The 26,566-nt window shown below is 49.4% G+C and carries 18 protein-coding genes; 12 read left to right on the top strand and 6 right to left on the bottom strand.

Features of this window, described 5'->3' with window-relative positions; genetic code table 11:
- Positions 1–26: 26 nt before the first annotated feature.
- Positions 27–1,292 carry a sensor histidine kinase gene (locus AC27N8_RS01450; protein WP_487063208.1) on the bottom strand — a complete coding sequence of 422 codons (1,266 nt, stop codon included), beginning with the start codon at positions 1,290–1,292 and terminating at the stop codon, positions 27–29.
- 335 nt (positions 1,293–1,627) lie between these two features.
- Between AC27N8_RS01450 and AC27N8_RS01455 the strand changes: the two genes are divergently transcribed.
- The 5 genes from AC27N8_RS01455 (at position 1,628) to AC27N8_RS01475 (ending at position 10,406) form a co-directional block, all read left to right on the top strand.
- Positions 1,628–2,227: a hypothetical protein gene (locus tag AC27N8_RS01455; protein WP_487063210.1), complete on the top strand. Its 600-nt coding sequence runs from the start codon at positions 1,628–1,630 to the stop codon at positions 2,225–2,227.
- A 149-nt stretch (positions 2,228–2,376) separates the two neighbouring features.
- On the top strand, positions 2,377–3,789 hold the full coding sequence (locus tag AC27N8_RS01460; RefSeq protein ID WP_487063212.1) for a family 8 glycosyl hydrolase: 1,413 nt from the start codon (positions 2,377–2,379) through the stop codon (positions 3,787–3,789).
- A gap of 125 nt (positions 3,790–3,914) precedes the next feature.
- Entirely contained in the window at positions 3,915–5,048 is a 1,134-nt protein-coding gene (locus AC27N8_RS01465; protein WP_487063214.1) for an NAD-dependent epimerase/dehydratase family protein, read from the top strand.
- 27 nt (positions 5,049–5,075) lie between these two features.
- On the top strand, positions 5,076–6,524 hold the full coding sequence (locus AC27N8_RS01470; RefSeq protein WP_487063216.1) for a glycosyltransferase family 2 protein: 1,449 nt from the start codon (positions 5,076–5,078) through the stop codon (positions 6,522–6,524).
- Positions 6,525–6,791: 267 nt separating this feature from the next.
- Positions 6,792–10,406 carry a TIM-barrel domain-containing protein gene (locus AC27N8_RS01475; RefSeq protein ID WP_487063218.1) on the top strand — a complete coding sequence of 1,205 codons (3,615 nt, stop codon included), beginning with the start codon at positions 6,792–6,794 and terminating at the stop codon, positions 10,404–10,406.
- A gap of 68 nt (positions 10,407–10,474) precedes the next feature.
- Here the strand turns inward: AC27N8_RS01475 and mscL are convergent, their stop codons facing one another.
- Complete coding sequence (gene mscL / locus AC27N8_RS01480) at positions 10,475–10,954, bottom strand: large conductance mechanosensitive channel protein MscL (protein WP_487063220.1); 480 nt, start codon at positions 10,952–10,954, stop codon at positions 10,475–10,477.
- 157 nt (positions 10,955–11,111) lie between these two features.
- Entirely contained in the window at positions 11,112–12,137 is a 1,026-nt protein-coding gene (locus AC27N8_RS01485; protein ID WP_487063222.1) for an ATP-binding cassette domain-containing protein, read from the bottom strand.
- 331 nt (positions 12,138–12,468) lie between these two features.
- Between AC27N8_RS01485 and AC27N8_RS01490 the strand changes: the two genes are divergently transcribed.
- The 5 genes from AC27N8_RS01490 (at position 12,469) to AC27N8_RS01510 (ending at position 20,765) form a co-directional block, all read left to right on the top strand.
- On the top strand, positions 12,469–13,356 hold the full coding sequence (locus AC27N8_RS01490) for an ABC transporter ATP-binding protein (RefSeq protein WP_487063224.1): 888 nt from the start codon (positions 12,469–12,471) through the stop codon (positions 13,354–13,356).
- Between the two features lie 21 nt (positions 13,357–13,377).
- Complete coding sequence (locus AC27N8_RS01495; RefSeq protein WP_487063226.1) at positions 13,378–14,520, top strand: ABC transporter permease; 1,143 nt, start codon at positions 13,378–13,380, stop codon at positions 14,518–14,520.
- Between the two features lie 198 nt (positions 14,521–14,718).
- Positions 14,719–15,246, top strand: coding sequence for a pentapeptide repeat-containing protein (locus AC27N8_RS01500; RefSeq protein ID WP_487063228.1), 528 nt, complete (start codon positions 14,719–14,721; stop codon positions 15,244–15,246).
- 449 nt (positions 15,247–15,695) lie between these two features.
- A complete protein-coding gene (locus tag AC27N8_RS01505) occupies positions 15,696–19,484 on the top strand; it encodes an ABC transporter substrate-binding protein (protein WP_487063230.1) in 3,789 nt (1,262 codons plus the stop codon).
- Positions 19,485–19,514: 30 nt separating this feature from the next.
- Entirely contained in the window at positions 19,515–20,765 is a 1,251-nt protein-coding gene (locus AC27N8_RS01510) for a PstS family phosphate ABC transporter substrate-binding protein (protein ID WP_487063232.1), read from the top strand.
- 104 nt (positions 20,766–20,869) lie between these two features.
- Here the strand turns inward: AC27N8_RS01510 and AC27N8_RS01515 are convergent, their stop codons facing one another.
- Together AC27N8_RS01515 and AC27N8_RS01520 are read right to left on the bottom strand one after the other, a co-directional pair.
- Positions 20,870–22,312 (bottom strand): arabinofuranosidase catalytic domain-containing protein, encoded by a 1,443-nt coding sequence (locus AC27N8_RS01515; protein WP_487067888.1) that lies wholly within the window; start codon positions 22,310–22,312, stop codon positions 20,870–20,872.
- A gap of 520 nt (positions 22,313–22,832) precedes the next feature.
- Positions 22,833–24,218: an extracellular catalytic domain type 1 short-chain-length polyhydroxyalkanoate depolymerase gene (locus AC27N8_RS01520; RefSeq protein WP_487063234.1), complete on the bottom strand. Its 1,386-nt coding sequence runs from the start codon at positions 24,216–24,218 to the stop codon at positions 22,833–22,835.
- 203 nt (positions 24,219–24,421) lie between these two features.
- On the opposite strand from AC27N8_RS01520, the gene AC27N8_RS01525 reads away from it, so the two are divergent.
- Positions 24,422–25,354, top strand: coding sequence for an LLM class F420-dependent oxidoreductase (locus AC27N8_RS01525; protein WP_487063236.1), 933 nt, complete (start codon positions 24,422–24,424; stop codon positions 25,352–25,354).
- A 61-nt stretch (positions 25,355–25,415) separates the two neighbouring features.
- Here AC27N8_RS01525 and AC27N8_RS01530 read toward each other — a convergent pair whose 3' ends face one another.
- Positions 25,416–25,859 (bottom strand): nitroreductase family deazaflavin-dependent oxidoreductase, encoded by a 444-nt coding sequence (locus AC27N8_RS01530; protein ID WP_487063238.1) that lies wholly within the window; start codon positions 25,857–25,859, stop codon positions 25,416–25,418.
- A 278-nt stretch (positions 25,860–26,137) separates the two neighbouring features.
- Between AC27N8_RS01530 and AC27N8_RS01535 the strand changes: the two genes are divergently transcribed.
- Positions 26,138–26,551 (top strand): winged helix-turn-helix transcriptional regulator, encoded by a 414-nt coding sequence (locus tag AC27N8_RS01535; protein WP_487063240.1) that lies wholly within the window; start codon positions 26,138–26,140, stop codon positions 26,549–26,551.
- Positions 26,552–26,566: the final 15 nt, after the last annotated feature.

The following is a 26,566-nucleotide window of genomic DNA, read 5'->3' on the forward strand; positions in this document are numbered from 1 at the left end:
TTCCTCCTCTATCGTCCTGCATTGCCTCACCTCATTCTCTCAGCCTGATCCGCCCCTGACGGCATTTGAGGAATGCTCACGAATATGCGCGTGCCCTGCGTGGCCTGACTTTCCACCTTCAGAACACCTCCAACCATCTCCAGACGTTCGCGCATCCCTTGCAAGCCAAAGCCATCATTCCGATCTGCTGGAAGCCGATCAAGCAGAGCCACATCAAATCCCTGCCCATCGTCATCGACAGAAAGACTCGCTTCGTGCTTGTACAGGGTGACACAGATCCAGGCATGTGAAGCTCTCGCGTGCTTCTGGATGTTAGTCAGAGCCTCCTGTGCAGCTCGATAGAGCGACAATAAGACTGGTTTGGGAACATCAATTTCATCGCCTCTGATGTTCAGGCTGATCGTGAGGTTGGCATTGCCTGCGTTTTTCACCAGAGCATCCAGAGCCGCCGCCAGTGAGAAGGCTGAGCTTGTGAGACGCAACGCTCCTACTGATCGGCGTACATCCTGTAAGGCTTCGCGTGTCAGGCGCCTGGCATCCAACGCCGCCATCTCAGCCTCCTGGGGATTCCGCTGGCGGAAGGCAATAATTTTTTCCAGGAGAATAGTGATAACCATCAGGTAATGGCCCAGACCATCATGGATATCTCGCGCCAGGCGATTACGTTCTTCCGCCGCCGCCAATTCCGCCACCTGTTCGGAGTATACTTTGAGCTTCTGATGAGAGATAGACAGATCACCAAGAAGCTGCTCAGTTCGTCTGCGGTTCGCCTCCGCTTCGCAGGCCACGCGGGCCATCGAAATAGCAAACACCAGACCAATGAAGAACATCAGGAGCTCGGAGATGGCTTCTTTACTGGTATACCAGAACGGGACAAACAGGCAGAGTTTAGCCACAAATGCACTCAGATAAAAAAGAGCCAAACCACCACTGACGTTCTTACCCAGAGAGAAATAGGCTGCAAATGGCACCAGCGGATAGAGCGCCCTGGATAAACCAGAGCTATCCACAGCTGCAACAGCCTCAAGCAATCCCATACGAACGACCAGGAAACCAATCGCCACGTATCTTGTCGCATGTCCAGCAGAGTATTGCTGCGCCCATTGCTCCAAAACCAGCAAGATCAGTAGGAGGGCAATAAAAACAACAGTCCGCCACGATACAACGGACGCAACCACCTGATAATACACACCAGTGAGAAGCACACCTCCATACAAAAGCGAAGCAACCCAGAGAAAAAGCCTGGGGACAGGGACAGTTCTCCATTGGATTGATGACTCTGCGAGCTTCATAGTTTTTTGTTTCCTCCAGCTCCTTTATGCATCTATTGCATCGACCTCAATCATAGCATAGCAGGAGAGCCACTTACAATATGCCGATCGATTGCACTGAATCCCCAGAAGTCACATGACTTCTGACCAGGTAGACATTGAGAAACAGTGTCCATTCAGAGAGCAAAAATAGCCTACCAGGCGCATGTGCTGGCAGAGAAATGCACATATCCTGAAGGTGTACAAAGCGCACTGAGAGCATAACAACTACCATGATCGAGACAACATTGACCTCTTTGCGCAAGCGCTATCAGCAACGTTTCTAAGTATCTTCAATACAAGAGGAGAAAACTAACATGTTTCCTGCACAATTGTACCGATTGAGCGCCTGCGCGGCGCTTCTGAGCGGCCTGTTAATCATCATCAAAAAACTGATTGTCGAGTTGCTACTCCCACTCAACCCAGCCACCAACGCAGTCGGAAGCTTTGGGCTCTTCCTGGGCCTGTTTGCCCTGACTGGTCTCTATGTGTATCAGAGAGAAGCAAGTGGTAGGATAGGACTGATCGGCTATCTGGTCAATTGGTTCGGCCTGGCGTTTGTTTCGGGAGTAGACTACGCCAGGCTCTACATTCTTCCTTATCTCAGCCAGAGCGAACTCCAGGCACTGCTAGCCGGTCCCACGAAGCTCGTCTTCTTAAGTTGCGCCATCTTCTTTCTGGTAGGAGTGATCCTCTTCAGCATAGCCTCATTGTGCGCAAGAGTTTTCCCGCGTCTGGCAATCCTGTTGTACCTGCTTGGATTCACACTCTACAGCCTCTCTTTCCTCCTGCCTGTTGTCGTTGTTCGCATTGCGGAAGTGGGAGGAGCGTTCGGTGTGATCTGGTTGGGATATGCCCTGTTGACTGCTCTCAAGAAAACAGCGACAATACGGCCAGACCAAACCGCTTATGCTTGAGAAGAAATAATTCTCTGAGCAATAATAAGGACTATCCACTTCTGACCAAATTCCATACGAAGTGGTTCTTCCCCATCTCAACACAATAAGACAGGGAAGAACCACTTCGTATTCATCATAATTATCAAGGACGAAAGGCCAATTTCATTATGATACGGCACCCTTCATTTCATCTTTTTCCCACGCTCATCAGCCTTCTACTCATTTTTATCATCTCTATTACCGATATCGTTCTGAATCGCTCTCCAACGGAGGCCACTCTATCTTCTCCCTTACCAACGACGTTACCTGCGACAGGATTTTATCACGATCTTTTCGCGGAACGTGGTTATCGTAGCAGTGCTATTCAGCAGAAGCTCAATGAGGCATGGCAACAACTTTTTTATGGAGACAATACCACGCAACGTATCTACTATCCAGTCGGAACGAACATGGCATATATCAAAGATATTGGAAATAACGATGTCCGCACCGAAGGGATGTCCTACGGTATGATGATCGCGGTTCAGATGGATAAGCACGAAGAGTTCAACCGTCTCTGGACCTGGGCCATGGCCTATATGTACCACCCCGCTGGTCCCTTTCAAGGCTATTTTGCCTGGCACTGCACGACCAGTGGGAGTATTATCGATAACGATCCGGCCACGGATGGCGATCAATGGTTTGCCATGGCACTTTTTATGGCTTCAGGTCGTTGGGGCAACGGACAAGGCATCTATAATTATCGAGCATCGGCACAATCTATCCTCGACAACATGCTGCATCATAGTACGATCAACGATGCAACACCTATGTTCAGTAGAGCCCAGAAGCAACCTGTCTTTGTACCTTACGCAAGTGCAGCCACCTTCACTGATCCCTCGTACCAGTTACCAGCATTTTACGAGCTCTGGTCACACTGGTCACTGCAAGATAACCAATTCTGGGCGGATACAGCCACCAGCAGCAGACAATTTCTCACACACACCGTTAATCCTGAGACTGGCCTTGCTCCAGATTATGCCAACTTCGATGGTTCAGCGCATACAACGGACAGTCATGGTAATTTTAGTTTCGACGCGTGGAGAGTTGCCAGCAATATCGCCATTGACTACACCTGGTGCACCGCAGATCCCTGGGAGCAGGAGCAAAGCAATCGCATTCAAACATTCTTCACCACCCACAAGAATGGCAACCAGTTCTCGCTGACAGGAGCGTCACTATCATCCGACAATTCAACCGGATTGGCCGCGATGCTGGCAACAGCAAGCCTGGCTGCCAGCAACGATCAGAAATGGAGCTTCGTCGATAGTCTCTGGAACGCCTCAATTCCCCACGGGCAATGGCGCTATTATGACGGCATGTTATATATGCTTGGCCTGCTCGAAGTAAGTGGCAATTATCGTATCTACACCCCCTCTACCACATCATTGGTAGCAGGGCCAGGTTCGCAGCCAATCACAGCTCAAACAGTCCCATTAGCTCCTACATCGTATCCAACGCAGGTATCAGACACCCTGCCAGTTTTGTCCCTAAATACCCCTGGGCAGAGGCCATTCCTTCCTGTATATTTCACTGCATAAGAAACGGCCCGGCGGGACCTCTCAAGCTTTTTTGCCACTGGTTTGTTGGTTCATTTGCTTTCATTGCTCCTCTCATCTATCAATTTTCGAATCAACGCTATGTTCCCGAAGGAAGGAAAAAAACGATGTCTCACGGAAAGGTTCTGGTCACGGGTGGAGCTGGTTTCATCGGATCACATTTAATTGACCATCTGGTCGAACTTGGGTTCGACGTGACTGTTCTCGATTGTCTCGATGCACAGGTTCATGGCGACGAGCCTGTCGATGTTGAAGGTTGGCCACTCTACCTCAATCGTGAGTGCAAGCGCATCCGTGGAGATGTCCAGGACCCTGAGGTCATCAGCAAAGCGCTGAAAGATGTGACACACCTGGTGCATCTTGCTGCGGCAGTTGGCGTTGGACAGAGCATGTCCAAAATCGCTCATTACACCACGGTTAATAGCCTGGGGACCGCAACGCTTCTGGAAGAATTATCCAAAGGGAACCATCAGGTGCAGCGCATGGTAGTAGCTTCATCAATGTCAATCTATGGAGAGGGTGCATACAAATTGCCTTCAGGACAGATTGTCGCCCCCCCTTTACGGCCACTCGAACAGTTGCAGCAGAGACAGTGGGAAATGGTCGACAACGGCGAGGTACTCGCATCAATGCCAACACCTGAGACCAAGCCTCTCTTCCCCAGTTCAATATATGCTATAGGAAAACGCGACCAGGAAGAAATGTTCTTGGTCGTGGGGAGATCTCTTGGGATTCCAACCGTTGCCTTGCGTTTCTTCAACGTCTACGGCTCGCGCCAGGCACTCTCAAACCCGTACACTGGTGTAGCAGCTATCTTCATTTCCTCTCTGATGAACAATCAGAGTCCTCTGATCTTTGAAGATGGGCAGCAGCGACGTGACTTTGTGCATGTCTCCGACGTGGCTCGGGCCATTACCTCAGTGATCAACTCGCCAAAAAGAGTATGGGAAGCTTACAACGTTGGCACCGGTAACTGGGTGACCATCGCTCAAATTGCCACCACTCTGGCAAACCTGATGGGTAAGAATATAGAGCCGACCATCCTTGGAAAATATCGCGTCGGCGATGTCAGGCATTGCTACGCCGATACAACCAGGTTTCACGAACACTTCAACTTCCAGGCGAGCATCCCATTTGATCAAGGAATTGCCGAGCTTATTCATTGGGTCACAAACCAAACCGCTGTCGATCGCACCAGGGAGAGCCTGGCCCAGCTTCAGGCTCACAAATTACTTATCTAAATTGAAACATAAGAAAGCGTGAACACTATGCTATCAGGGCACCCAGAAGCATTGATCTTAACGGTACTCTATCTGGTGTGCCAGTTACTGTATCTCTTTGGCTTTGCAACGATGCTATACTACTTCACCCGCCCGATCAATTGGGTCAATACAGCTGAAGCTGCCATGATCGAAGAACGAGATTTTCCCAACATCATCCTTCTTTATCCCGTGTTGAGGGAATCAGAAGAGACAATGCGAACGACACTACTTGGCCTCTCGATGATTAAATATCCATCTACGCAATATCGTGTCATTGCTATCCCCAACAGCCATGACGCAAAAACCATCGACGTGCTAAGCAAGCTTAGAACGGAATTCCCGTTCCTTATGATCATCGCGGTCCCTCCAACCAATGACGCACGTTGGGATGAAATTTGGAAGGAATGGGAGACAAATCAAAAGGTCTACTGGTGGCACCAGGGAAAATACCAGAGGAATCGAGACTTACCTCCCAAGAAAACACGACAGTTGATCTATGCATTCTACAAACTTGCGACGAAGCTTGGAGATAATTGGCTTCTTGGCTATATCGATGCAGACAGTGTCCCCCCGGCTGATCACTTCATGGCGGCTGCGGCCGGAATACAGAAATTTGATGTGTTACAAAGCACCAACGTAGCTGGAAACCTCCTTGGCACGTGGGCCGCCTCATTCCATGCTATGGACCACATGATGTGGGATGGGCTCATCTATCCACACATGAGTGCGAACGGAAAGCATCCATTCTGGGTCCTGGGTAAAGGGTTATTCTACAAAGTTGCCGACCTTAAAGAGCTTGGTAGCTTTAACCCCTGGATCACCATCGAAGATCCTGAAGTAGGGATGCGACTATGGGCCAATGGGAAGAGGTTAGGGATAATCGCTAATCCTTTGATCGAGGAAGTACCAGGTACCATCAAAAGTGGGATCATCCAGCGTGCTCGATGGGTCTGTGGGTTCTTCCAGTCGCTCGGCAGCCCATTAAAGCTGATGGGAATGTCCTTCTGGCAGGCCCAAAGAGCACGGCTCAATTTTGTTCCATGCTTGTCTCTCACAGTCAACGTTGTCGCACTCCCACTAGGAATCTGGTCTCTTTATGAATGGCTCCATGGAACAAGCCCCTTATCGGCCTTCTGGTCCGGTCTCTCGATCTTTAATCTCGCCTCCTACGCCTTGTTAATGACACGGATATACATAGCGACATGGCATAGAACCTCATTGATTCTACCTCACTTCTGGGACCGTGTAAGATACCTTATCCGTGTCAACCCGGTTTTTCTTTGGATCTACTGGATCATCTGGTGCATCCCTATTGCGATCGGCTTTCAAATGTTTCTGAGAGATCGAGGGCAGGAGTGGGTTCGCACGCAGAAAGTTAATACAAACCATGAGCTTGTCCGAAAGCAATATAAGATGGAAGAAGATGCCAAAACACAGATGGCTGCAAGACAGTGATTCAGGCCATATCATTCGCTCATAAAAAAGCATATAGATAGTAATCACATAACATCCTATTGATCTTTTAATTCATAGGATGTTATACTCCCTCTATATTCGTTCTTGGATTAGCATAGCAAGGTAGCTTGCATCAGCCATGATAGCGCCTAGAAAGGAGTTGAAATAAGACCATTTCCCTCGAAGTCACACAAAGAATGTGTGCTCATTTGCTAATATAAGATGTATTAGTTCAGCAGAATTATCAAGTTCAGACGGGAGACACTCATGGATGTTTTGTCCAACCGCTGGCGCCCTCTCTTTATTCGTCTCAGCATCATTTTGTTCATCGCTTTAATGGAGCTCATTCCCACATCCGTTCAGGCAGCCGCTTTCTCTCCAACAGGTAGACTGACCCCCACCACAAATATTGTCACCGATGGCAATGCACGCTTTACCATTTTGACTCCCATGGTGATCCGCATGGAATACGCTGCGGACGGACAATTTCAGAATGGTACAACCTTTAATGTCGTCAATCGAACCTTCCCCATTCCTGATTACACGACACAGGTAGTCAACGGCTGGCGTGAAATCAGCACGAACGATCTCACACTACGGTATCAAGAAGGATCAGGTATCTTCTCTCCTACGAACCTGCGTGTGCTCCTCAAAGGTCAATCAGAGCCCTGTGTCTTTGCACAAGGCTGCGAAGCCGAGAACGCCGCACTCAGTGGCGGAGCGGCCATGAATAGCAATCATCAGAATTACACCGGCACTGGTTTTGTCGCCGGCTATTCCAATCAAGGTGCGACCACAACCTGGGCACTTGGCAATGTTCCTCAAGCTGGCACTGACCGCCTGACTATTCGTTACGCCAATGCCACTGGTGGAGACGGTCAATCTGTAGCACGCACGCTTGATCTCCTTGTCAACGGTACCGATACCGGACCTCTGACTTTTCCCACCACGCCTAATTGGGACACCTGGAATACACTTCAGACAAGCGTCTCGCTTAATGCAGGTATGGATACACTTGCCCTGGCCTGTCATGCTGGAGATAGCTGTAATATCAATCTTGACTCCATTGCAATCACCCAAAGTGGGACCGGGTATCCAACGGAGCAGGCAAAAACAGTCATCCCTGATTGGGGCCAGGCAGCATCATCCCCTTGCACCTTCGCGCAAAACTGCGAAACCGAAAATGCTTTCCTCAGCGGTGGCGCGTCCGTAGCCTCTAACCATCAGGGTTATAGCGGCACTGGCTTTGCCGCAGGCTACGAGCAGACTGGTGCAGCGGCGACCTGGGTGCTCCATGATAGTCCGCTTGCATCCTCCGACACGTTAACGATTCGCTATGCCAACGCGACTGGTGGCGATGGACAAAATGGAGCGCGTACGCTCGATTTGTATGTCAATGGCACCAATACTGGCGTCGTTACTTTTCCCACCACTGCCAACTGGGATACCTGGAGTACGCTGCAACAGACTCTTCCATTGCAAGCTGGCGATAACACCATCGCGCTCGTCTGTGATACCGGCAATAGTTGTCGTGTCAATCTTGATTCTGCTCGCGTGACAGAGATCTGCACGTTGGGACAGGTCTGCCAGGCAGAAAACGCAACGCTTGCTGGCAGCGCGGCGCTCGCCTCCAATCATCAAAGCTATACGGGAACTGGCTTTGTCGCAGGCTATGAGCAAACAGGAGCGACCACCACCTGGAGCGTGCAAAACGTGCCTCAGGCTGGCAACGAGGTGCTGACGCTACGTTACGCGAACTTCCAGGCCAATGATAATCAGATCACCGCACGTACGCTTGATCTCTACGTCAACGGAAGCAAGGCCACGACGCTGACACTACCTCCCACGATGAGTTGGGATTCATGGCAAACGGTCACCCAGACCGTCAATCTCACCGCGGGAAATAATACGCTCGCGCTGATTTGCAATTCCGGGAACAGTTGCAGGATTAATCTAGATTCGATCGCCATCACCTCTCCTGCGGCTGCCCTTCCACTCTTAACGCCGCCAAACATGGGCGGATGGGAACGTAGCCTGGACCAATTAAGCGATGCCACCAGCCTCAATAATGGACTGCTCAGTCAGGATGGATGGTATCTGCTCGATGACACGCAGACGGCACTCTGGAACGGCACAGGCAGCTGGCCGGCTCAGCGTCCCACGCATACCGGTATCTATCAGGATGGCTACTTCTTTGGCTATGGACACCAGTATCAAAGCGCGCTTCAGCAGTTAGCGCAACTTACGGGATCGGCTCCGCTACTGCCTCGCTGGGCCTTCGGAAACTGGTACTCGCGCTACTATCCCTACACCACCACCGACTATGAGCAGACACTCCTGCCAAAATTTCGCTCAGAGCAGGTCCCCGTGGATGTTCTGGTCGCAGACACCGATTGGAAATCTCCCGCTCAATGGAATGGCTGGAACTGGAACGCCAACCTTTTTCCTGATCCACAATCATTCTTAACCTGGGCCAAGAGTCAGGGACTGCAGGTAACATTAAACATTCATCCAAGCATTCAGGGGGATGATCCACAATTTGCCAAAGCCAATAGCGCGGCTGGTGGTACACTCGTCAACACGGGAAACAATCAATATATCTGGGATTGGGGGAACCAACAGCAAGCCTCATCCTATTTTGGATTACACCAGCCGTTCGACACTCAAGGAGTACGCTTCTGGTGGCTTGATTGGTGCTGCGACAACAGCAATGTCTCAATGCCGGGGCTCAATCCAGATGGTTGGATCAACTACCTCTATGCCCAGGATGCCGTCAAGCAGGGGCTGCGTGGTTTCGCCTTTTCACGCATGGGATCTGGCTACGAAGGCTACGCAAACGATGCGTATACCGTTCCCAGCGGCCCATGGTCGAATCATCGTTCAACCTTACAATTTACAGGTGATACCAATGCGACCTGGCAGATGCTGAGCTTTGAAGCAGCATTCTCGACGATGGAAGGGAATATTGGTCAGCCCTACGTCAGTGACGATATTGGCAGTTTCCATGGGAATCATCTCGCAGATGATATGTACGTACGCTGGATACAATTGGGAACATTTCAACCAATCTTACGTCTACACTCTGATCATGGAGATCGTCTACCGTGGGATTACGATGACGCGGCACGCATCCCAGCCGAGCAATTTATGCGTTTACGCGAAGCGCTCATCCCTTACCTGTATACACTCTCCTCGCAGGCCACGACGACCGGGCTCCCCATGACACGCGGCCTCTATCTCAGCTATCCCGAAGCGCCAGAAGCGTACCAGTACGACCGAGAGTATATGCTAGGTGATCAGATGCTGGTCGCGCCAATCACCTCAGCGGGGACTAGCGCCTCCACGCAGGTCTGGTTACCGTCGGGTACCTGGACTGATTTCTTTACAGGCAAGACCTATAGCGGACCGAGTGTTCAGACGATCACTGATAATCTCTCGCAAATGCCCGTCTTTATCAAAGCAGGAGGGATCATTCCAATGCAACCGGCAATGGATTATTCTTCACAGAAGAGTGTTGATCCCTTGAGCCTGAAAGTCTATACGGGCGCCAGCGGCTCGTATAGCTTATACGAAGATAGCGGCGATGGCCTGGGCTACCAACAAGGTCAGTCCGCGCAGACAGCGATCAACTATACCCAGGACCAATCAACCTTACAAATTGGTGCCGAGCAGGGCCAGTATCCAGGTCAACTCAGCCAGCGTGGCTACAGCATTGATCTCATCAATGTTGCCAGTGCGCCCTCCAGGGTGACTATCAATGGACAGGTGTTGAGCCAGACAAGTAGTGGCGAAGGTTGGACCTATAATGCGACAACGCAGGATGTCCACATTACACTCAACAAGCGCTCAACCCAAACGGCCCTGACACTTCAACTCAGTTAAACCCAGTATCCAGAGTAACAACCATGTCTGGCAATAGTCCCAACTATTGCCAGACACTGATTGACTGCTTATCTGGTTCCCGCAGCACTTTCTCCTACTGGCGATATTTGTGAGGTGCAATTTGGACAACGCACCGCATCAACAGAAATAGTTGTCCGGCAGTAAGGGCACGTTTGGGTTGTAGGAGCAACCTCAATATCCTGCGGCTTAAAATGGGCTGTCAACTTATTCACTGGGAGAACAACAAAATAATAAATGACAGCCGCAATAATTACAAAAGAAATGATCGCATTAATGAACGTACCGATCAGCAATGGTTTCCCGGTATAGGGAACAATGACCGCCCAGGTCGCAAGGCTACCACCCGGTGCTGGAATAAGCGGAGTGATGATATCACTCACAAACGCCGTAACGACAGCGCCAAATGCGACACCGATCACAATACCGATAGCCAGATCAACCACATTACCACGAAGTATGAAGGTTTTGAAGCCATCGAACATCCCGGACGTCGATTTACCTGCACGAGTGATTCTTTCCAATGCCATGTGAAGTTACCTCAATTTAATAATCGCGAGATATGCAGAAGTCAGCTACTCATGCATGCATTTCTATCTTAGCACACTTTTAGGCATATAGGGGGATTCCAAACACCAGATGCATACTTTGCTCGCTAGCACTATAAAAATGGTTGATTTCCAACCATCAATATCCCAGCAGATCCTGTAACTCTTTCTGATATTGTTTGCTAAGCGGGACCGTCGTGGAGTGGATATCGTTCAATTGCAACGTATAGCTATCGCGCGTATATTGTATGACGGCTTTGATATGTTCTACATTGACAAGATAGGCTCGATGCGACTTGAAGAAGCCATGGCCCAGCAATCGTTGTTCCAGTTCTTGCAGCGTCAGATTGGATGTGGCTTCATCGGTGGCGGTGCGAATCATTGTTTTACCCTCGCGGCTGGTCGCATAGAGGATCTCGCCTGGATCGAAGAGTAGGATGCGATCTTCTTTACGTGCGGGCACACGAAAAGGCGTCAGGCGATCAGGGCCAGTCCCCTGGACTTGATCAGAAGTCGACAGAGCAATCGGAGCAGAGGAGCGCGCGCTGGTGATGCGCCCATCCTGCAACTCAATGATACGCGTACAGAGACGACCCATCCAGGCCAGATCTTCATCGGCCATAATGACCAGCGCCCCTTCCTGTGCCAGTTGCACTACCACATGAGCAAAGAGTTCCTGTGTCGACAGATCACAGCGTGTCACAGGCTGATCCAGCAGATAAACTGTCGGACGCCATAAGAGCAGACGTGCGAAGGCCAGACGGCGCTGCGCGGAAGGGGATAGCCTGGAGATTGGATGGTGTGCCTGATCGCTCAAACTGATCATAGCCAGGATCTCAGCAACACGGCTTTTGGGCAGGCCATAGAACCGGCGGTAAAGATCCAGATTATCCTGAGCGGAAAGGCGTTCATAGAGAAGATCTTCCTCAAAGAGGGCGCCGATATGGCCGCGTGCTTCCAATGAGCGATGAATATCCTGCCCGTCCAACGTCACTGTGCCGCCACTGGGCAGGAGCGTGCCTGCAAGAAGGCGCAACAGCAGAGTTTTCCCACTATGGGAAGGTCCAACAACGGCGAGAATGTCACCAGCGGCACCATTCAATTCTTCTATATGCAACACGCTGCGCTGCTCAGAAATCTTCTCCAACCGTCGTACCTGCAACATTGCAATTTTTATCCTTAGTCGATCACATATCTTGCTTATCCAACAACTTCAAGCCCGCAGAAGCATTGTAACACAGGCTCAGAGAATTCAATAGCGCACGCTCTAAAATACTTCCGTCCATAATTGTATGCCTCTTGGCCAACAAAAAGCGCGCTTTCAAGCCCTCAAATAAAGCCTTTTATGAGCACATAGACGCCACTCAGCGGATTTTTGTAGCGCAGCGATCTCTCCCATGCTACAGTTTCATTGGCAAGACCATAAAAGTGCGCGTTTGCCGGATGACCTCCATGGATTTACATGAAGTATGAAAAGTAACAGATAGGAGAAAAAAATGCAGCAGGCTGAAATCATGATCGAAGCCCAGAAATTGCAGCGTGTCTTCGAAAAAAAAGAGGCTGTGGCCGGGATCAGCTTTAAGGTGCGGCGGGGTGAGATCTTCGGCTTTCTGGGACCCAACGGAGCCGGCAAAACCACCACCATTCGTATGCTCACGGGTCAGATTGATCCGAGTGCAGGATCAGCTATTGTCGCCGGTTGTGACGTCGTACGTGAGCGTCAACAGTTGAAAGAGCATATCGGAGTTGTCTTTGAAGATCAAAACCTCTACGAACGGTTGTCTGCGCGGGACAATCTAGAATTCTCTTGTAGACTCTACGGCATCGCCCGTAGTCGTGTGGATGAGGTACTTGAACTGGTACGCCTGCGAGATCGAAGCAAAGATAAGGTCCAGAGCTTCTCGAACGGCATGCGACAACGGTTAATGATCGCACGGGCATTGCTCCATCGACCACAGGTACTCTTTCTCGACGAGCCTAGCCGTGGGCTGGACCCCATCGCTGCCAGCGAGATTCGGCGCACCATCAGCCAGTTCAGTCAGGAGGGGATGACGGTCCTACTCACAACGCACCTGATGGAGGAAGCAGATCAACTCTGCCAGCGCGTAGCGTTTGTCGTCGACGGGCGTATCGTCGCCAGCGACACACCGCAAGCCTTGAAACTGGCGCACGGAACGCGTACGCTGACAGTAACATTAGCGCATCAGGATACGGGACAGAACGGTCGGCAAGCGCTGGAAGATTACTCCTTGAAGATGGACAATCCCACCGATCAGGCACAACTTGTGCAGTGGATGAAGCAGGGACAGATACGTGCTATCCATTCAGCCGAAGGATCCTTAGAAGATGTCTTTATCCAGGTTGCAGGCGTGCAGCTGGTCTAATCCGCAAAAACAGGAGATTTGATGATGCATACTCGCACGATACTCGCCATTGCACGCAAAGATGCAATCGACATTATAAAAAACAAACAGACGTTTGTGAGCCTGTTGACGCCCTTTGTGATGGGCATAGTCTTCATTTTTCTTCAGCTCTTGTTTAGCGGCAGAGGAACAGCCAAAATCTACATCTACAATCCCGGCCACTCCAACCTCAGCCAGATCGTCAGCAGCGTCTTCGACAAGCCAGAAATTATATCTGCACGTTCCGCAAATGACGTTACTGTGGCATTTGGCAGCGATGGAGCACGTAAAAACACTCCTTATGCCATGGGATTGATTATACCTCCAGGATTTGAGCAAAGTGTGCGCCAGGGCCAACATCCTCAGGTCACGTTATACATGGATGCCAATTGGATGAGCAGCGCCCAGCGCCTGGCAGTTCCTGGTCTATTGATGGATTATGCGAACGTGGTAACACATCCTGTACCACCGATCGCCGTTAAGCAGGCTACAATTAATCCGCCAGCAGATAACTATATCTTTGATGTGAGCACACTCAATACAGTCTACCCTGTCGTTGCAATCATGTTCTCTCTCTACACTACCTTGTTTCTTGTACCCACGCTGCTGATTGAGGAAAAAGAGAAGAAGACAATTCGCATGCTCATGCTATCACCGGCCTCATTTACGGACATCGTGCTGGGTAAAGCTCTGGTCGCGCTCGGCTATCAACTGCTACTCACACTCGTACTCTTCTTTATTATCACGCTCGGAGAACACGCCGGCAACATAGCACTCCTGTTGTGCTTTATCCTGCTGGGATCAGGTACCTGCCTGGCACTGGGTCTGCTGTTTGGCTGTATCTTCAAAACGGTCACGGCTGCGACAGGAGTTGGCGGTGGCATTGGCAGTGTACTCATTCTACTACCAGCCATACTGGCAGGACCATTCGGCCAACTTGTGCTTGGGAATAGCGCCATCTGGCTGGTGCTCAAAGCCCTGCCAACATATTACATCGCCGATGCCCTTTATATTGCCCTGCTCAACCAGAACAAGCCGGGAAGCCTGCTGCTGGATGCGGGAGTGCTGTGCGCATGCATCGTGGCACTGTTTATGCTGGCAGTGTGGGCCTTGCGACGACAGGCAACCGTAGTAGCGGGAATTTAAGGCTATCTCAGAAACATACTGTCGCAGTAATGTGGCACTCAATCTTTAAAATCAGACAACCTTCTCTTAATATAGCAGTGCTATGATGCTCTTTAGTGTCGTGATATGCTTCTGCCCTGACAGAGAGGCACAGGCATGGCATTGTGATCACTTCGTCGAAGAAGCACTTATACAAGCAAGGAAAGAGAAGAACAGAATATGGTACGACCACCATTTATCGATAGTACGACATATGACCAGATAGATCTACTCAAGCAAGGTACTGAGCAGTGGAATGCATGGAAACAGGCGCATCCACAACTGCCGATCCATCTCAGGAATGCCGATCTCCATCAGATGTCTTTGTCTGGAGCCGATCTCAGCGTCAGCGATCTTAGAGGCGCTGATTTTTCTGATGCGAACTTAAGCGAAGCTGATTTGAGTTATGCGGATCTCAGCGGAGCAGTCCTTACCTGGGCCTACCTGAGTCAAACTAATCTCAGTCATACTATTTTGTGCGCGGCTGATTTAAGCGGAGTCGACTTCAGCGGCGCAAATTTGCGTGGTGCTGATCTGCAAGGATCAAGTCTCGTTGGGGCTTATCTCATCGACACCGATTTACGTGGGGCCAATTTGAGCGGCGTTGACCTGCGTGGTGCGGTTCTTATTAGAGTAAAGGTGCAGGGTACAATTTTTCGAGGAGCCCGTTTAGAAACCATGCAAGATAGTTACCTTAATGCAGAATAGAGCATCAGATTGTTTTCAGCTCGCTTGCGCTCCAGTCAGTCATCGTGTCCATTTTTCTGGATGGACACGATGACTGAAACGGTTTATTGTCCCATCTAAGGTCCATCCACAACCTTGCCCTTCTTTATGATAAAAATTATCAAAAAAATTGAGTACATACAATCGTATGGTTCCTAATTCTCCTGAATTCTCCTGACAGTAGATTTATCGTTCTCTTCCATGTCAACCTATCCCTGAGGACAGGTATTAACGTCAAAATAGCAATTCTGCTATTTTTGCAGAGAAAATGATTTGATAGATGCATGGTGGTTGCGTCTTTTTTATTAGTGAGGGTTTTTATCACCACGTCAGGTATCGATGGTAGGTGGCAGAGGTATAGATGGTCATGACGGTTGGATGGCATGAAGCCAGGGTAGAAGAGGCATTCTAAAGGAAGCGGCATATAAACTATGAAGGATCAATTTGATTTATTTACTGATCGTGAAGACGCGATCAAGATGTTTCAACAACTCTATCAGTATGACGATGAAGAGCGCTGGCCACTTTTGCCCGTTTTAAGTCTGGTGGGGCCAGCGGGCTACGGGAAGAGCGCATTGATCAACCAACTCCATTTTTATCATTGCAACGTACCACATCAGCCGCATACCACCCTGAATTTCAATAAGGAGCCGTATGACCTTTTTACTATTCTAGGAACATTACGAAATAATTTACAACGTCAGCGTGATGAGCACGGCTATGCACTCACCTTCCCACGCTTTACGATCCTCTATAATCTGCTCAGGCGCACAGAAGGCCAAAAAGATAGAGATGATGATAGTCTCGATCAGTTTAATGGCCTACTCGATGATTATAGCGATCTGATGGGACTGGTAGGAAATTTACACATCGCACTGGGGGCATTTATGTTTGCCCTCAAGCTTCTGATTCGCATCCCATTTGTACGCTCAATTGTGAGCTGGCTGGTGGCGTGGTGGTATGAGAGAGCGAAAGGTAAGCCTGAATGGCGCTGGTACCAGGATCAGGTCAAAAAGTTCAGAGAAATTAATCTACCTCCAAATGCATCTATCAGCAATATGATCAATAGACTATACGAAATGTGCGTCCTGGGCAGATCGGAGCGCGATTTTTTAATTACGCAGATCTTGCCAAAAGCCTTCCTCGCTGATCTACGTTATGGTTCATATGATCAAGAGCCTTGGCTGAGAGATGATCCGCGGAAACGTCAACAAGGTCCACATCGCGTCGTCATCTTTCTGGATAGCTTTGATATGCTCATGCGTCACGCTGATACGACTGCCAGAGATCTGCTGGAAGTCCTGGCCGTTAATGAATATCGTAAACGTGGGGATACTGATCCCTTGCTCCTGGTGATCAGCAGTGAGGAGCGGCTTCCTGATATGTCGCGTGAGCAGCTAAATTGGCATTTTCCACGCGTGACGTGGCCGATACAGTCACAGAATGAAGACCTGCTCAAGCAGTGGCAAGAGAACGTTCCAGAGCCGGATCAGAGACATGCGTTGCAATTGCAAGATATTTATCTGCCATTGCCGCTATCGTCTTTTACGCTTGAGAACACGCGTGAGTACTTGCTAAAACGTGATCACTATAATGAAACTCAGAACTTTCGGGAAGAAGCACTGATCGAAGATATTCAAAGAGAGACTCAAGGCAACCTGTTATATCTTGAACAAGTAGCAAGGAGCTTACAGACTCCTCAAAGAAAAGGCATCAACGTTCAATCAAGTATTAAGCTGCATCAACCTGGCATGCTCACACTCGATCATCTCTTTGCTGCGAACGGACAAAATGACCATCAAGAAAATATGGAGCGCTTGCTGCGACAATATTGTCTCCTGATAGATGAGCGTGCATTAATGCTCAGCGCGATTCCTCGTGCGTTGACGCCTGAACTTCTTAGCATCATTCACTCCATTGGCTCCTCCGACAAACTAGAAGATGAATGGCAACGCTATCGCCGTTTACCTTTCATGCTTTCTGGCGCAGACAAACGAAAATATCATATGATCTTCTTGCCAGATGTACGCGGCTTATTTTTGAAAAAGCTCCAGCGCCTCTCCGCAGATGCCTCCAATACCGACTATAAACGTATCCATGGTCTGTTACGTGATTATTTCGACGATCGTATCGAGATCAAAAAGAATGGGAAGAACAATGAGAAAAGTATTGAAAGAAACCAGTTAGAACACAGTTATCACTCATTGGCTTTGGGCGATTATGAAGCAGTGATTGCGCTGGCTTATCAGCAACGGCATATTCCGGAACGTTGGGATCATTTGCTCGATGTTGTCTCTCAGGCACCATTAGAACGACTTATCTATGCCGATATCAAGCAGGTGGCCGACGAGGCTTTGACACAAGTACGTCTGAACAAGGATACGCAGGAAACTGTACGAGCTATTGTCCTGTATACCTGGTTGCTTTCCGCTCCTGGTAGCGATTACTCTTATGTAGCATCTTTATGGCATTCGCTAGGACAGGCATATACGTATTTTCAGGATGCACATCATGATATGAGGGAGCGCATGATCAAACAGTGCGCTCAACGTATCAAGGAGCTGCGTGACGGACCATCTGTTGTCATTGACGGAATAGATTCTGTCGGGTCTCCTCCGATCATGTTAGAGCCTGGTATCCCTTTCCTTATAAGAGTCCAGCGAGTTACCCTCAATCTTGCACGTTATGGCCTCTCGAGTCGAATTGTACAGGGAGTCTTATTGCTGGCTCTCCTCTTCGCTATAATTACACAGCTTTTTATCTTGCCAGCATTGAGGCCAAACGCTGTGGCTAACAACATCGCTGGCCCTCTGGTTGTGCCGCCATTGTCCCCTGATAGTCAGACACATTGGATTGGCACGCTCAGCGAGCCAGATCAAGAGATTGTCGGTTTAAGCGACGGTTCTACTGCGTTTGATGCTCAACGCCCAGATTCTGCACTCACAAAGCAGGCTGCACTCCAGTGGCGTCATAACAATTTGTTGGCGGCTCGGAATTATTTGCAACAAGCCACTAAGGATGACATCAATGATGCTGAGGCATTTATCTATTTACAGAATGCACAAATTCTTTTAACACACAAATCTTGTGTCGTTTTTGTCGTTGTCACTACGATCGCCGTTGATGCCACTAATGGTGTGAACAACGGCCGTGACAATCTTCAAGGAGCCTATCTCGTACAAAAACAACATAATGACAACCAGCCGAACACACCAATCTGCCTGTATATTGCCAATATTGGCACGCATCCTGATTACGCGCTCACAGTAGCTCGGCAGATTGTCAAAGCAGTCCAGGTCAATTCTATGATTAAAGGCTTGATTGGCTGGCCTGGTCTTTTCGATAGTACTGCTTCACTCAATGCGGTACGTGTATTGCAGGCAGCAAATATTCCCATCGTGTCGCCGGATAGCTATGATGAGAGCCATTTTGCTCCTAATGTCTTTCATGTTACGCCTTCCTACCAGGACGAGGGCCGTATAGCCGCCATTTATGCTGAAAATCAACATGAAAATCGGGTAGCTATCATCACTGATCCGACCAACATATATAGCAGTGTTCTGACAGAGGGCTTTAAAGAACGTTTTGAGGAAGATGGCAAGCAGATTGTCTCTGTACAAACATATCTGAGTGGACAAACCACGGACAAAGCTCTTGATGCTGAAATTCAAGCTGCACTTACCCATCATCCTGATGTGATCTATTTCACTGGTGATACAAATGAAGGTCTGATTGTACTCAATTATTTGCGACAATATGCCCCAACACTGCCAATGCTTGGTGGAGATGAACTTTATCCATTTATCGGTTTCTCGACAAAATCCGGTATTGATTTTCGCCAATTAGTGTTAACCAGCCCTGCCTATCCCGATAACACAGGCACCACCAGCATGGTAAATTTATATGCATCGGCCTTTGATGGCGCAAGCTCTAAAGATGGACGTGGCTATGGTTATAGCCGCCCGGATTATCAGGCTATTCTTTCTTATGACGCCATGAATACATTGTTGAATGCATATATATCATCGGTGGGAGTAGGCAATATTCAGCAGGCACTTTCATCTTTTAGTCCGCCAGGTACCCTTACTGTACCATTTAGCACAAAGGGGGCCAGTCGCACACAAATAGCATTTACCAGCTTCAACGAATTAGATGACCAAAGTTTGTTTATCCTCTCTATTGATAATAACTATAATGTCATCTATACTAGAATAAGCTGAACAAAAAAAGTAATATTGGAGTCTATAAGCATGAATCAGCAAGAGGCCGACGTTTACTATCAACAGGGGCAACAGTGTTATCAAGATCGGAGCGGTACGCGCAGCCAAAATCTACTCCAGGCAATAGAAAATTATGAAGAAGCTTTACACTATTATACCTTTGAAGCCTTTCCTGGCAAGTGGGAAGAGATTCAGCATGAGATGACGCTCGCGTATGACGAGCTGATACTATTGCGTCGGACGCAACCATTATCGCAGTCAGGGCCTCTGGCTGCATTACCGCATCGTCGCGCTCGCTTCATCAGAATGTGGCGTCTTGTCCTCGTTGGAGCTATTATCTGCCTGCTGATCATACCAACAACAGCAGCAATCGCCCGAACGTACTTTCAACAAGGTGGACCTAGCTGCGTTGGAGGTAATCTTGTCCTCGATGGCTCAACTGCCTTGCAACCAATGGTAGAAGCTGTCGCTGAAGAATATATGCAACATTGCTCCAATACGCGTATCACTGTTGGGGGTGGGGCCAGTAAGACAGGATTAACTGATGTCGAGCAAGGACATGATGTTGTGATCGGAGTATATGCTGGCAAGGATTACGCGCATGTGGGAGATAGAGATACTCCGATTCAGATTGGCAATTCCGATATCTTTGCCTTGCCTGATCAGCATGATCTCATTGATCATCAAATTGGGATTACTATCTTTGCTGTGATTTTGAATCAGGATGTTGTCGGCGTACATAACCTGACAACCGCACAGATCCAAAAGATCTACACAGGTGCCTATCAGAACTGGCAGCAGGTCTGTGATCAGAAAAGTGGTCAGTGTGGTCCAGATCTCCCCATTGTACCAATCAGCCGCACGCTCAATTCAGGCACACGCTTTACCTTTGAAAAATATGTCCTTAAGGGAGTTGCTACGGTTTCTGGTATCAACATTGAGAGCACTTCCAGTTCCGACGACGCAGTCCAGCAAGTCAAACGTACCAGAGGAAGTATCGGTTACGCCACACTGTATTTAGCCAATCAGGCCCATGATCTCACGATTGTCTCCATTAATGGTCAGGACCCTCATAATACCTCCCTGGTACGCAGTAACCAGTATACTTTCTGGAATATCGAGCATATGTATACACATGGACAGGGAAATGCTCTGGCACAGGCATTCATTAACTATGTCTATAGCGATGAAATTCAGCAGCAGTTTCCCCGGTATAATCTCTTGCCACTTACCTCTATCGCGCAAAATATACGTCAGAAACATGCTTTAGAGACACAATGATAGCCTATCTTTCATAGGTCTATAGATTTCTTGCATCCCGCAAGCACTTCAGATCTGCCATCGCGTACATTGTTTTGGATGGACACGATGGCAGAAATAGTCTATCAGACGACGCTACAGGCTGTCCCATTCAAAGTAAATGCTGTCGGTACCCCGTTGGAGCCATTCCAGGTGCCATTAAAACCAGGAGAAGAAGACACTGACTGTCCCGCCGGGATAGAGGCGTTATACGAGACGTTAGATATGGTAACCCCGCTTCCACTCTGCGTGTAGGTGCCATTCCAGAGTTGGCTGATCGTCTGCCCATTGGGGAACGAGAAGGCGAGATTCCATCCATTTATGGCTGTTGAGCCCGTGTTATTGATGGTCAGGCTTGCTCCAAAGCCTCCTGTCCACTGATTGGTGATCGCATAATGGACACTACAACTGGCGCCCTGCGTGGGTGTCGGCGTTGTGCCAGGTGTCGGTGTTGGCGTTGGCGTTGTACCAGGTGTCGGTGTTGCCCCCTGCGTGGGTGTTGGCGTTGGCTGTACCACGCTACTCCCGTAGCCGGCTGCGACGATGCTGCTCTGAACCGCGTTTTCGGTCGCGTCCGATGGATAGCCAGACGTCATCGCGCCTTCGAAGAAGGAACCGGATGCCCCTTTGCTGTTGTCCCCACCAATCCCCAGAATGATCGCTCCCTCCTTGTGCATGGGATTGTAACCCGAGACGTTGGGACGCGGTCCACTATACATCGTGGTCAGACCACCCGATTGCGCATTACCCGCTTTGATCGCCCATTGATTGGGTTCACCCTTCACAATCGCGGTGACGTAGTGAGATGTGATGCTCTGATCGCCAGCGTTGTAACCAGCATTTACGCCAGAGAACAAGCCGTTTTCGAGATCTGCCATGACCCAGGGACCACTGCCCGAACCGTAACCCCATACTTTGATATTGCCAAAATAGATGGCTTCCATGTGACCGTTGCCGGTATCGTTATTGCTCGTCTCGGCATTCCCGTAGTCAAAGCAGCATCCGCCATTGTAGTGTGTGCCATCAAAGATGGCGTATTCGCCCTCTGCATTGTCGCCAGTCGCGATGCCCGATGTGTGGTCGTTGCGATAACCGGTGCCAGAGGGAATATAGACGCCGTAGACGTGGTGGCCGCCGACCGTCAATGGCAACGCGCTTGCGTTGGCAAGATTGTCAGGACCGCCAGCGGCTCCTCCGCCGGGTGCCTGAGTGAGATTGTTTCCACGCCCAGATTGGTCGTAGATGATGGTGATCGTGCAGGTCGTGCCAGAGCAAAACGAATCTTGTGCGGCTGCATTGGCATAGCCACCTGCGCTCAGTACACCAATATTCAGAGTTGTGTTATCCGATGCACGCTTGACCTGATACAGGCTCCCATTATAGGCACTAAGTAGGGCACGCACTGTGCTGTGAGCCGCTACGCATGGCGTGCCGCCAGTCGCATACAGATCGCAGGGGAGCGATCCGGCTGCCTGCGCTGTTGAGTTCACAACGCCCAGCGCACCGGCAATCAGGCCAACAATAGCCACAAATGCTGCCAGAACGTTTCTCCAACGGTGAGAGATCAGGCGTTGATCGCATAAAGTAACATGTGTCACGTCCTTGTGTCCTTTCCACTAGCTAGAAACAAAAACCAGGAGAACAGCCAGAAGAAATTTCTGTAGCTACCTTCGCTACCATACAATACATTGGTTGTTCTCTATACACAATGCTCTTTTTCTCATTCTCCAGGAAAAAGAGGTGATATATTTAGTATAATGAGCGATTTGAGTAATGTCAATGCACAAACAATCAACACTAAAAGACAAAAATGCTCATATGCGCATCTCATGGCGCATGAATGGAAACATCGCATGAAAGAAAAGGATCACAAGCGTTCGTGAGAACCGGATCATCAAGATGTGGGCACAGTAAGCCCAAACAACATCCTTCCACAATGTTCCTCCGCAGAGAAGTGGCCTGCCGTGTGAGCCGTCCCTTTGGAAAACGACTTCTGTCCGCCAGCAGGCCAATCTCCCAGATTTGAACTGGTTGGATTCAATCACAACATCAGGCGACGCTACAGGAAACTCCATTGAGTGTAAAGGCCGTTGGGCTCGGATTACTTCCACTCCAACTGCCGTTGAAGCCTGGATTGACAGAAGCTCCCGCAGCCAGAGTCGCATTATAGCTTTCATTGGTAACTGTCACGTTTGCTCCCGATTGCGCAAAGACTCCGTTCCATCCCTGCGTAACCTGCTGACTGGCCGGGAAGCTAAATTGGAGTCTCCACCCATTGATCGCACTAGTACCGGTATTGGTAATGGTAAGATTTGCCGTAAAGCCGCCTGACCACTGGTTCACGGCATAGCTTACCTTGCAAGTTCCGCTCCCCGGTGTCGGCGTTGGAGTGGGAGTGGTCCCCGGTGTCGGCGTTGGAGTGATCCTCGGCGTGGGTGTTGGAGTGATCACAGACGTTGGCGTTGGGGTAGGACTCGAAGCACCATTGAGTCCCATAAACTGGATCGCATATGCAGCCATCCCACTCAATGGCAGGACATGCGCGGCCCCCTGGATGCTAATACCCTCAACTGGCGCACCTATCCCCGTACCGCCATAACGAGTGCGCGTCCAGCTTGATTGTGGGCTATCGGTGAACGATGGGGTCTGACTGACCCCCAGAACATTGGTCCACTGCTTGATTTCTTCCCCAAAATTTGCATAGTTCAGCGTCGGATCAGCGGTACCGTGCCAGAGCTGCATGCGCGGTCGCGGACCAGTATAACCAGGGAAGGCACCCCGCACCAGATCTCCCCACTGCTGCGCGGTCATGCTTATTTGTCCATTAGCACAGGCGCTATTCCAGAGAGATCCATCGCTGGTAGCGAAGCAATGATACGGTACACCCATAAAGGCTGCCCCGGCCTTAAACACATCAGGATATTCGGCCAACATGACGTTAGTCATCATCGCACCTGAAGAGGCCCCGGTGACATAGACATTATTCGAGTCACCATTATTGTGCTGCTCAACATAGGTCACCATCGATATGAGACCCACGGGGTCACCTCCACCATTGCGCGTCAAGGACTGGGACGAGGATACATCCCAACATTGCCCGCTACGCGGCGCCGATGGATAGATGACGATAAAGCCATTCTGATCGGCCAGGTTGGCAAATTCGGTATTCGAGAAGAAGGCTGGCCCGGAGCCCGTACAGTAATGAAGCGCTAACAGTATCGACGGATGCGACTTGACACTGGGTGGAACGTACAGCCACATCTGCAAGCCTGTGGGATTTGTGCCAAAATTTGTCACCTGGACCAGCGAGCCTGAGGCCGCACGAGCCGTTAATGGACGTTGTTGTACTGCCCATACTGTGACTATAAGAAGCACAGCCACCAAGAGGCTTACAATCAGGCTACGAACGAATCTGGAAGAACCGTGCATAGACATGATGAGCGAATCCTTTCTTTTTTCGATACAGAAATCTTATTCCCTGATACACAGTATATCCTGAAGAGATTTACCAACACAATATTTGCACGAAACTGAATAATTTGTGAACAGTTGAGCTTTCTTTCCGCCAGCGTATCGCATAAAATAGAAACAGAATCACCCCCTTCTTTAGTACTTCCAGAAAGTAGAAGATAAAACCAATGACACTAAAATATGGCCTGATTGTTCCCCAGGGATGGCGCATGGATCTGGTGGGTATTGCTGACCCTGTCGAGGCTTATGAGACTATGACGCGTGTTGCTCAATTGGCAGAAGAAGTCGGCTTTGATGCGATCTGGCTCTACGATCACTTTCATACTGTGCCTGAACCGACCCAGGAATGGACCTTTGAATGTTGGACAAGTACCGCTGCCCTTGCTCGTGATACGAAACGAGTACGTATCGGCCAGATCGTGACATGCAATGGCTACCGCAATCCAGCCCTTCTAGCCAAAATGGCCAGTACCGTTGATGTTCTCTCGCATGGACGACTCAACTTCGGCATCGGATCAGGCTGGTATGAGCATGAATATCGTGCTTACGGCTATGACTATCCGAGTGCTCCTGATCGACTGCGCTATCTTCGCGAGGCGCTGCAAATCATTCGTAAGATGTGGAGCGAAGAGGAGGCCACCTTCGAGGGTAAATATTATCAGGTCAATGGAGCCATCAATCAGCCCAAAGGAGTACAAAAACCTCATATTCCCCTGCTCATTGGCGGATCAGGTGAAAAGGTTACGCTTAAACTCGTCGCCCAATATGCTGATGCCTGTAATCTCAATAATCTGGATAGTACAGAAGTGGCACGCAAACTCGACATTCTACGCGGTCACTGTGAGAGTGTTGGACGTGATTACAATGAGATTACGCGTACCGTAGAATATAGCGTTGTTCTCGCCAGCAGTGAGGATGAGGCCATGCGCAAGGCTCAACGCTATCAGATCAATCCCTCTACCTCACTGGTCGGCACCCCTGCGACCATTCGCCAGCGCCTGCAAGAAATTGAAGCGGCCGGCGCTCAGGAAGCCATTCTGTACCTCCCTGATGCGGCACAATTAGAGAGTGTCCGTCTCTTTGCAGGAGAATGTTTCTAGCACATTCCCCCTCACAGATGAGGCACAAGAAGTGCCTCATCTACTTCAGACATACATGAGCTTAGACTCTTTTGAGTAAAACAATGGGGATAATACGGGAGGTATTTTTTTGATACTCACCAAAACCTGGTGCCTGCTTTGTCACATCCGCAAAAATGCGATCGCGCTCCTCGCCTTCTGCAACAACTGTCGCCTGTGCCTTGAAGCTCTCGGTGCCTACTTCCAGCGTGACTTCTGGATGAGCCAGGATGTTGTAATACCAATCAGGATTCGATGGGGCACCGCCCTTAGAGGCCACAATCACAATATTGTCACCATCTTTCAAATATGCTAGCGGGTTCACACGCTCTTGATTACTCTTTGCTCCTAGCGTGTGAAGCAAGAGGATATTTGCGCCTGCAAATTGTCCTCCAACCTTGCCACCATTGGCGTGAAACTCCTCGATGATCCGTTTATTCCAATCATTCACTTCACTCAAATTACGGGGACCACTATTTGTGCTCATGGACAAATACTCCTTTATCGATTGCTTCAGATTGCTCAACACAACTGAGAACAGCTCCCATGGACCCTTAGTTCTTATTCATTTCTAAGTTACTAATAGTAACCACAAACAAATATAGTATACCCCGTGAAATCAGTGCGGTCAAGGTATCTGGCTACTTCTCATGTATTTTATCAGACGATGATGCGCTATCAGGAAATTTTTATGGTATGGCCAAGCTTTATGATATAGTTTAGTAAAGAATAATATTGCATTGCCGTAAAAAAGGGAGACAAGCCATGACAGCCCCCCAGGATCAATCAAGAGAGCGCCACTCGCTTCAGCAATGTAATCATGTCGGAGGAGATTTTGAGCTCTGCCCTCAGCAATATCACCGGGCGATTGAACTCATTGGTCAACGCTGGACGGGAGCAATTCTCTTTGCACTGATGAAGGGACCCCGCCGTTTTACTGAGATTGAGAATATCATTCCTGGTATCTCACATCGCCTCCTGACTGAACGCTTGCGCGAGCTTGAGGAACAGAATATTGTCATACGTCGGGTCATCCCATCTTCTCCTGTGAAGGTTGAATACGAGCTAACTGAGATCGGACTCGATTTGCAAGATACAGTCACGGCGATTATGAACTGGGGCAAAAAATGGCTTTCTTCTATGCCTGCCGCCACATCAGAAACGAGGAACAGCTTATGAGTGTGAAACAGCTTA

This window comes from Dictyobacter sp. Z7_2, assembly GCF_057551105.1.

Excerpts from the sequence above, each read along its gene's own strand:
- AC27N8_RS01450 (WP_487063208.1), bottom strand. The coding sequence starts at position 1,292 with ATGAAGCTCGCAGAGTCATCAATCCAATGGAGAACTGTCCCTGTCCCC.
- AC27N8_RS01455 (WP_487063210.1), top strand. The coding sequence starts at position 1,628 with ATGTTTCCTGCACAATTGTACCGATTGAGCGCCTGCGCGGCGCTTCTG.
- AC27N8_RS01460 (WP_487063212.1), top strand. The coding sequence starts at position 2,377 with ATGATACGGCACCCTTCATTTCATCTTTTTCCCACGCTCATCAGCCTT.
- AC27N8_RS01465 (WP_487063214.1), top strand. The coding sequence starts at position 3,915 with ATGTCTCACGGAAAGGTTCTGGTCACGGGTGGAGCTGGTTTCATCGGA.
- AC27N8_RS01470 (WP_487063216.1), top strand. The coding sequence starts at position 5,076 with ATGCTATCAGGGCACCCAGAAGCATTGATCTTAACGGTACTCTATCTG.
- AC27N8_RS01475 (WP_487063218.1), top strand. The coding sequence starts at position 6,792 with ATGGATGTTTTGTCCAACCGCTGGCGCCCTCTCTTTATTCGTCTCAGC.
- mscL (WP_487063220.1), bottom strand. The coding sequence starts at position 10,954 with ATGGCATTGGAAAGAATCACTCGTGCAGGTAAATCGACGTCCGGGATG.
- AC27N8_RS01485 (WP_487063222.1), bottom strand. The coding sequence starts at position 12,137 with ATGTTGCAGGTACGACGGTTGGAGAAGATTTCTGAGCAGCGCAGCGTG.
- AC27N8_RS01490 (WP_487063224.1), top strand. The coding sequence starts at position 12,469 with ATGCAGCAGGCTGAAATCATGATCGAAGCCCAGAAATTGCAGCGTGTC.
- AC27N8_RS01495 (WP_487063226.1), top strand. The coding sequence starts at position 13,378 with ATGATGCATACTCGCACGATACTCGCCATTGCACGCAAAGATGCAATC.
- AC27N8_RS01500 (WP_487063228.1), top strand. The coding sequence starts at position 14,719 with ATGGTACGACCACCATTTATCGATAGTACGACATATGACCAGATAGAT.
- AC27N8_RS01505 (WP_487063230.1), top strand. The coding sequence starts at position 15,696 with ATGAAGGATCAATTTGATTTATTTACTGATCGTGAAGACGCGATCAAG.
- AC27N8_RS01510 (WP_487063232.1), top strand. The coding sequence starts at position 19,515 with ATGAATCAGCAAGAGGCCGACGTTTACTATCAACAGGGGCAACAGTGT.
- AC27N8_RS01520 (WP_487063234.1), bottom strand. The coding sequence starts at position 24,218 with ATGTCTATGCACGGTTCTTCCAGATTCGTTCGTAGCCTGATTGTAAGC.
- AC27N8_RS01525 (WP_487063236.1), top strand. The coding sequence starts at position 24,422 with ATGACACTAAAATATGGCCTGATTGTTCCCCAGGGATGGCGCATGGAT.
- AC27N8_RS01530 (WP_487063238.1), bottom strand. The coding sequence starts at position 25,859 with ATGAGCACAAATAGTGGTCCCCGTAATTTGAGTGAAGTGAATGATTGG.
- AC27N8_RS01535 (WP_487063240.1), top strand. The coding sequence starts at position 26,138 with ATGACAGCCCCCCAGGATCAATCAAGAGAGCGCCACTCGCTTCAGCAA.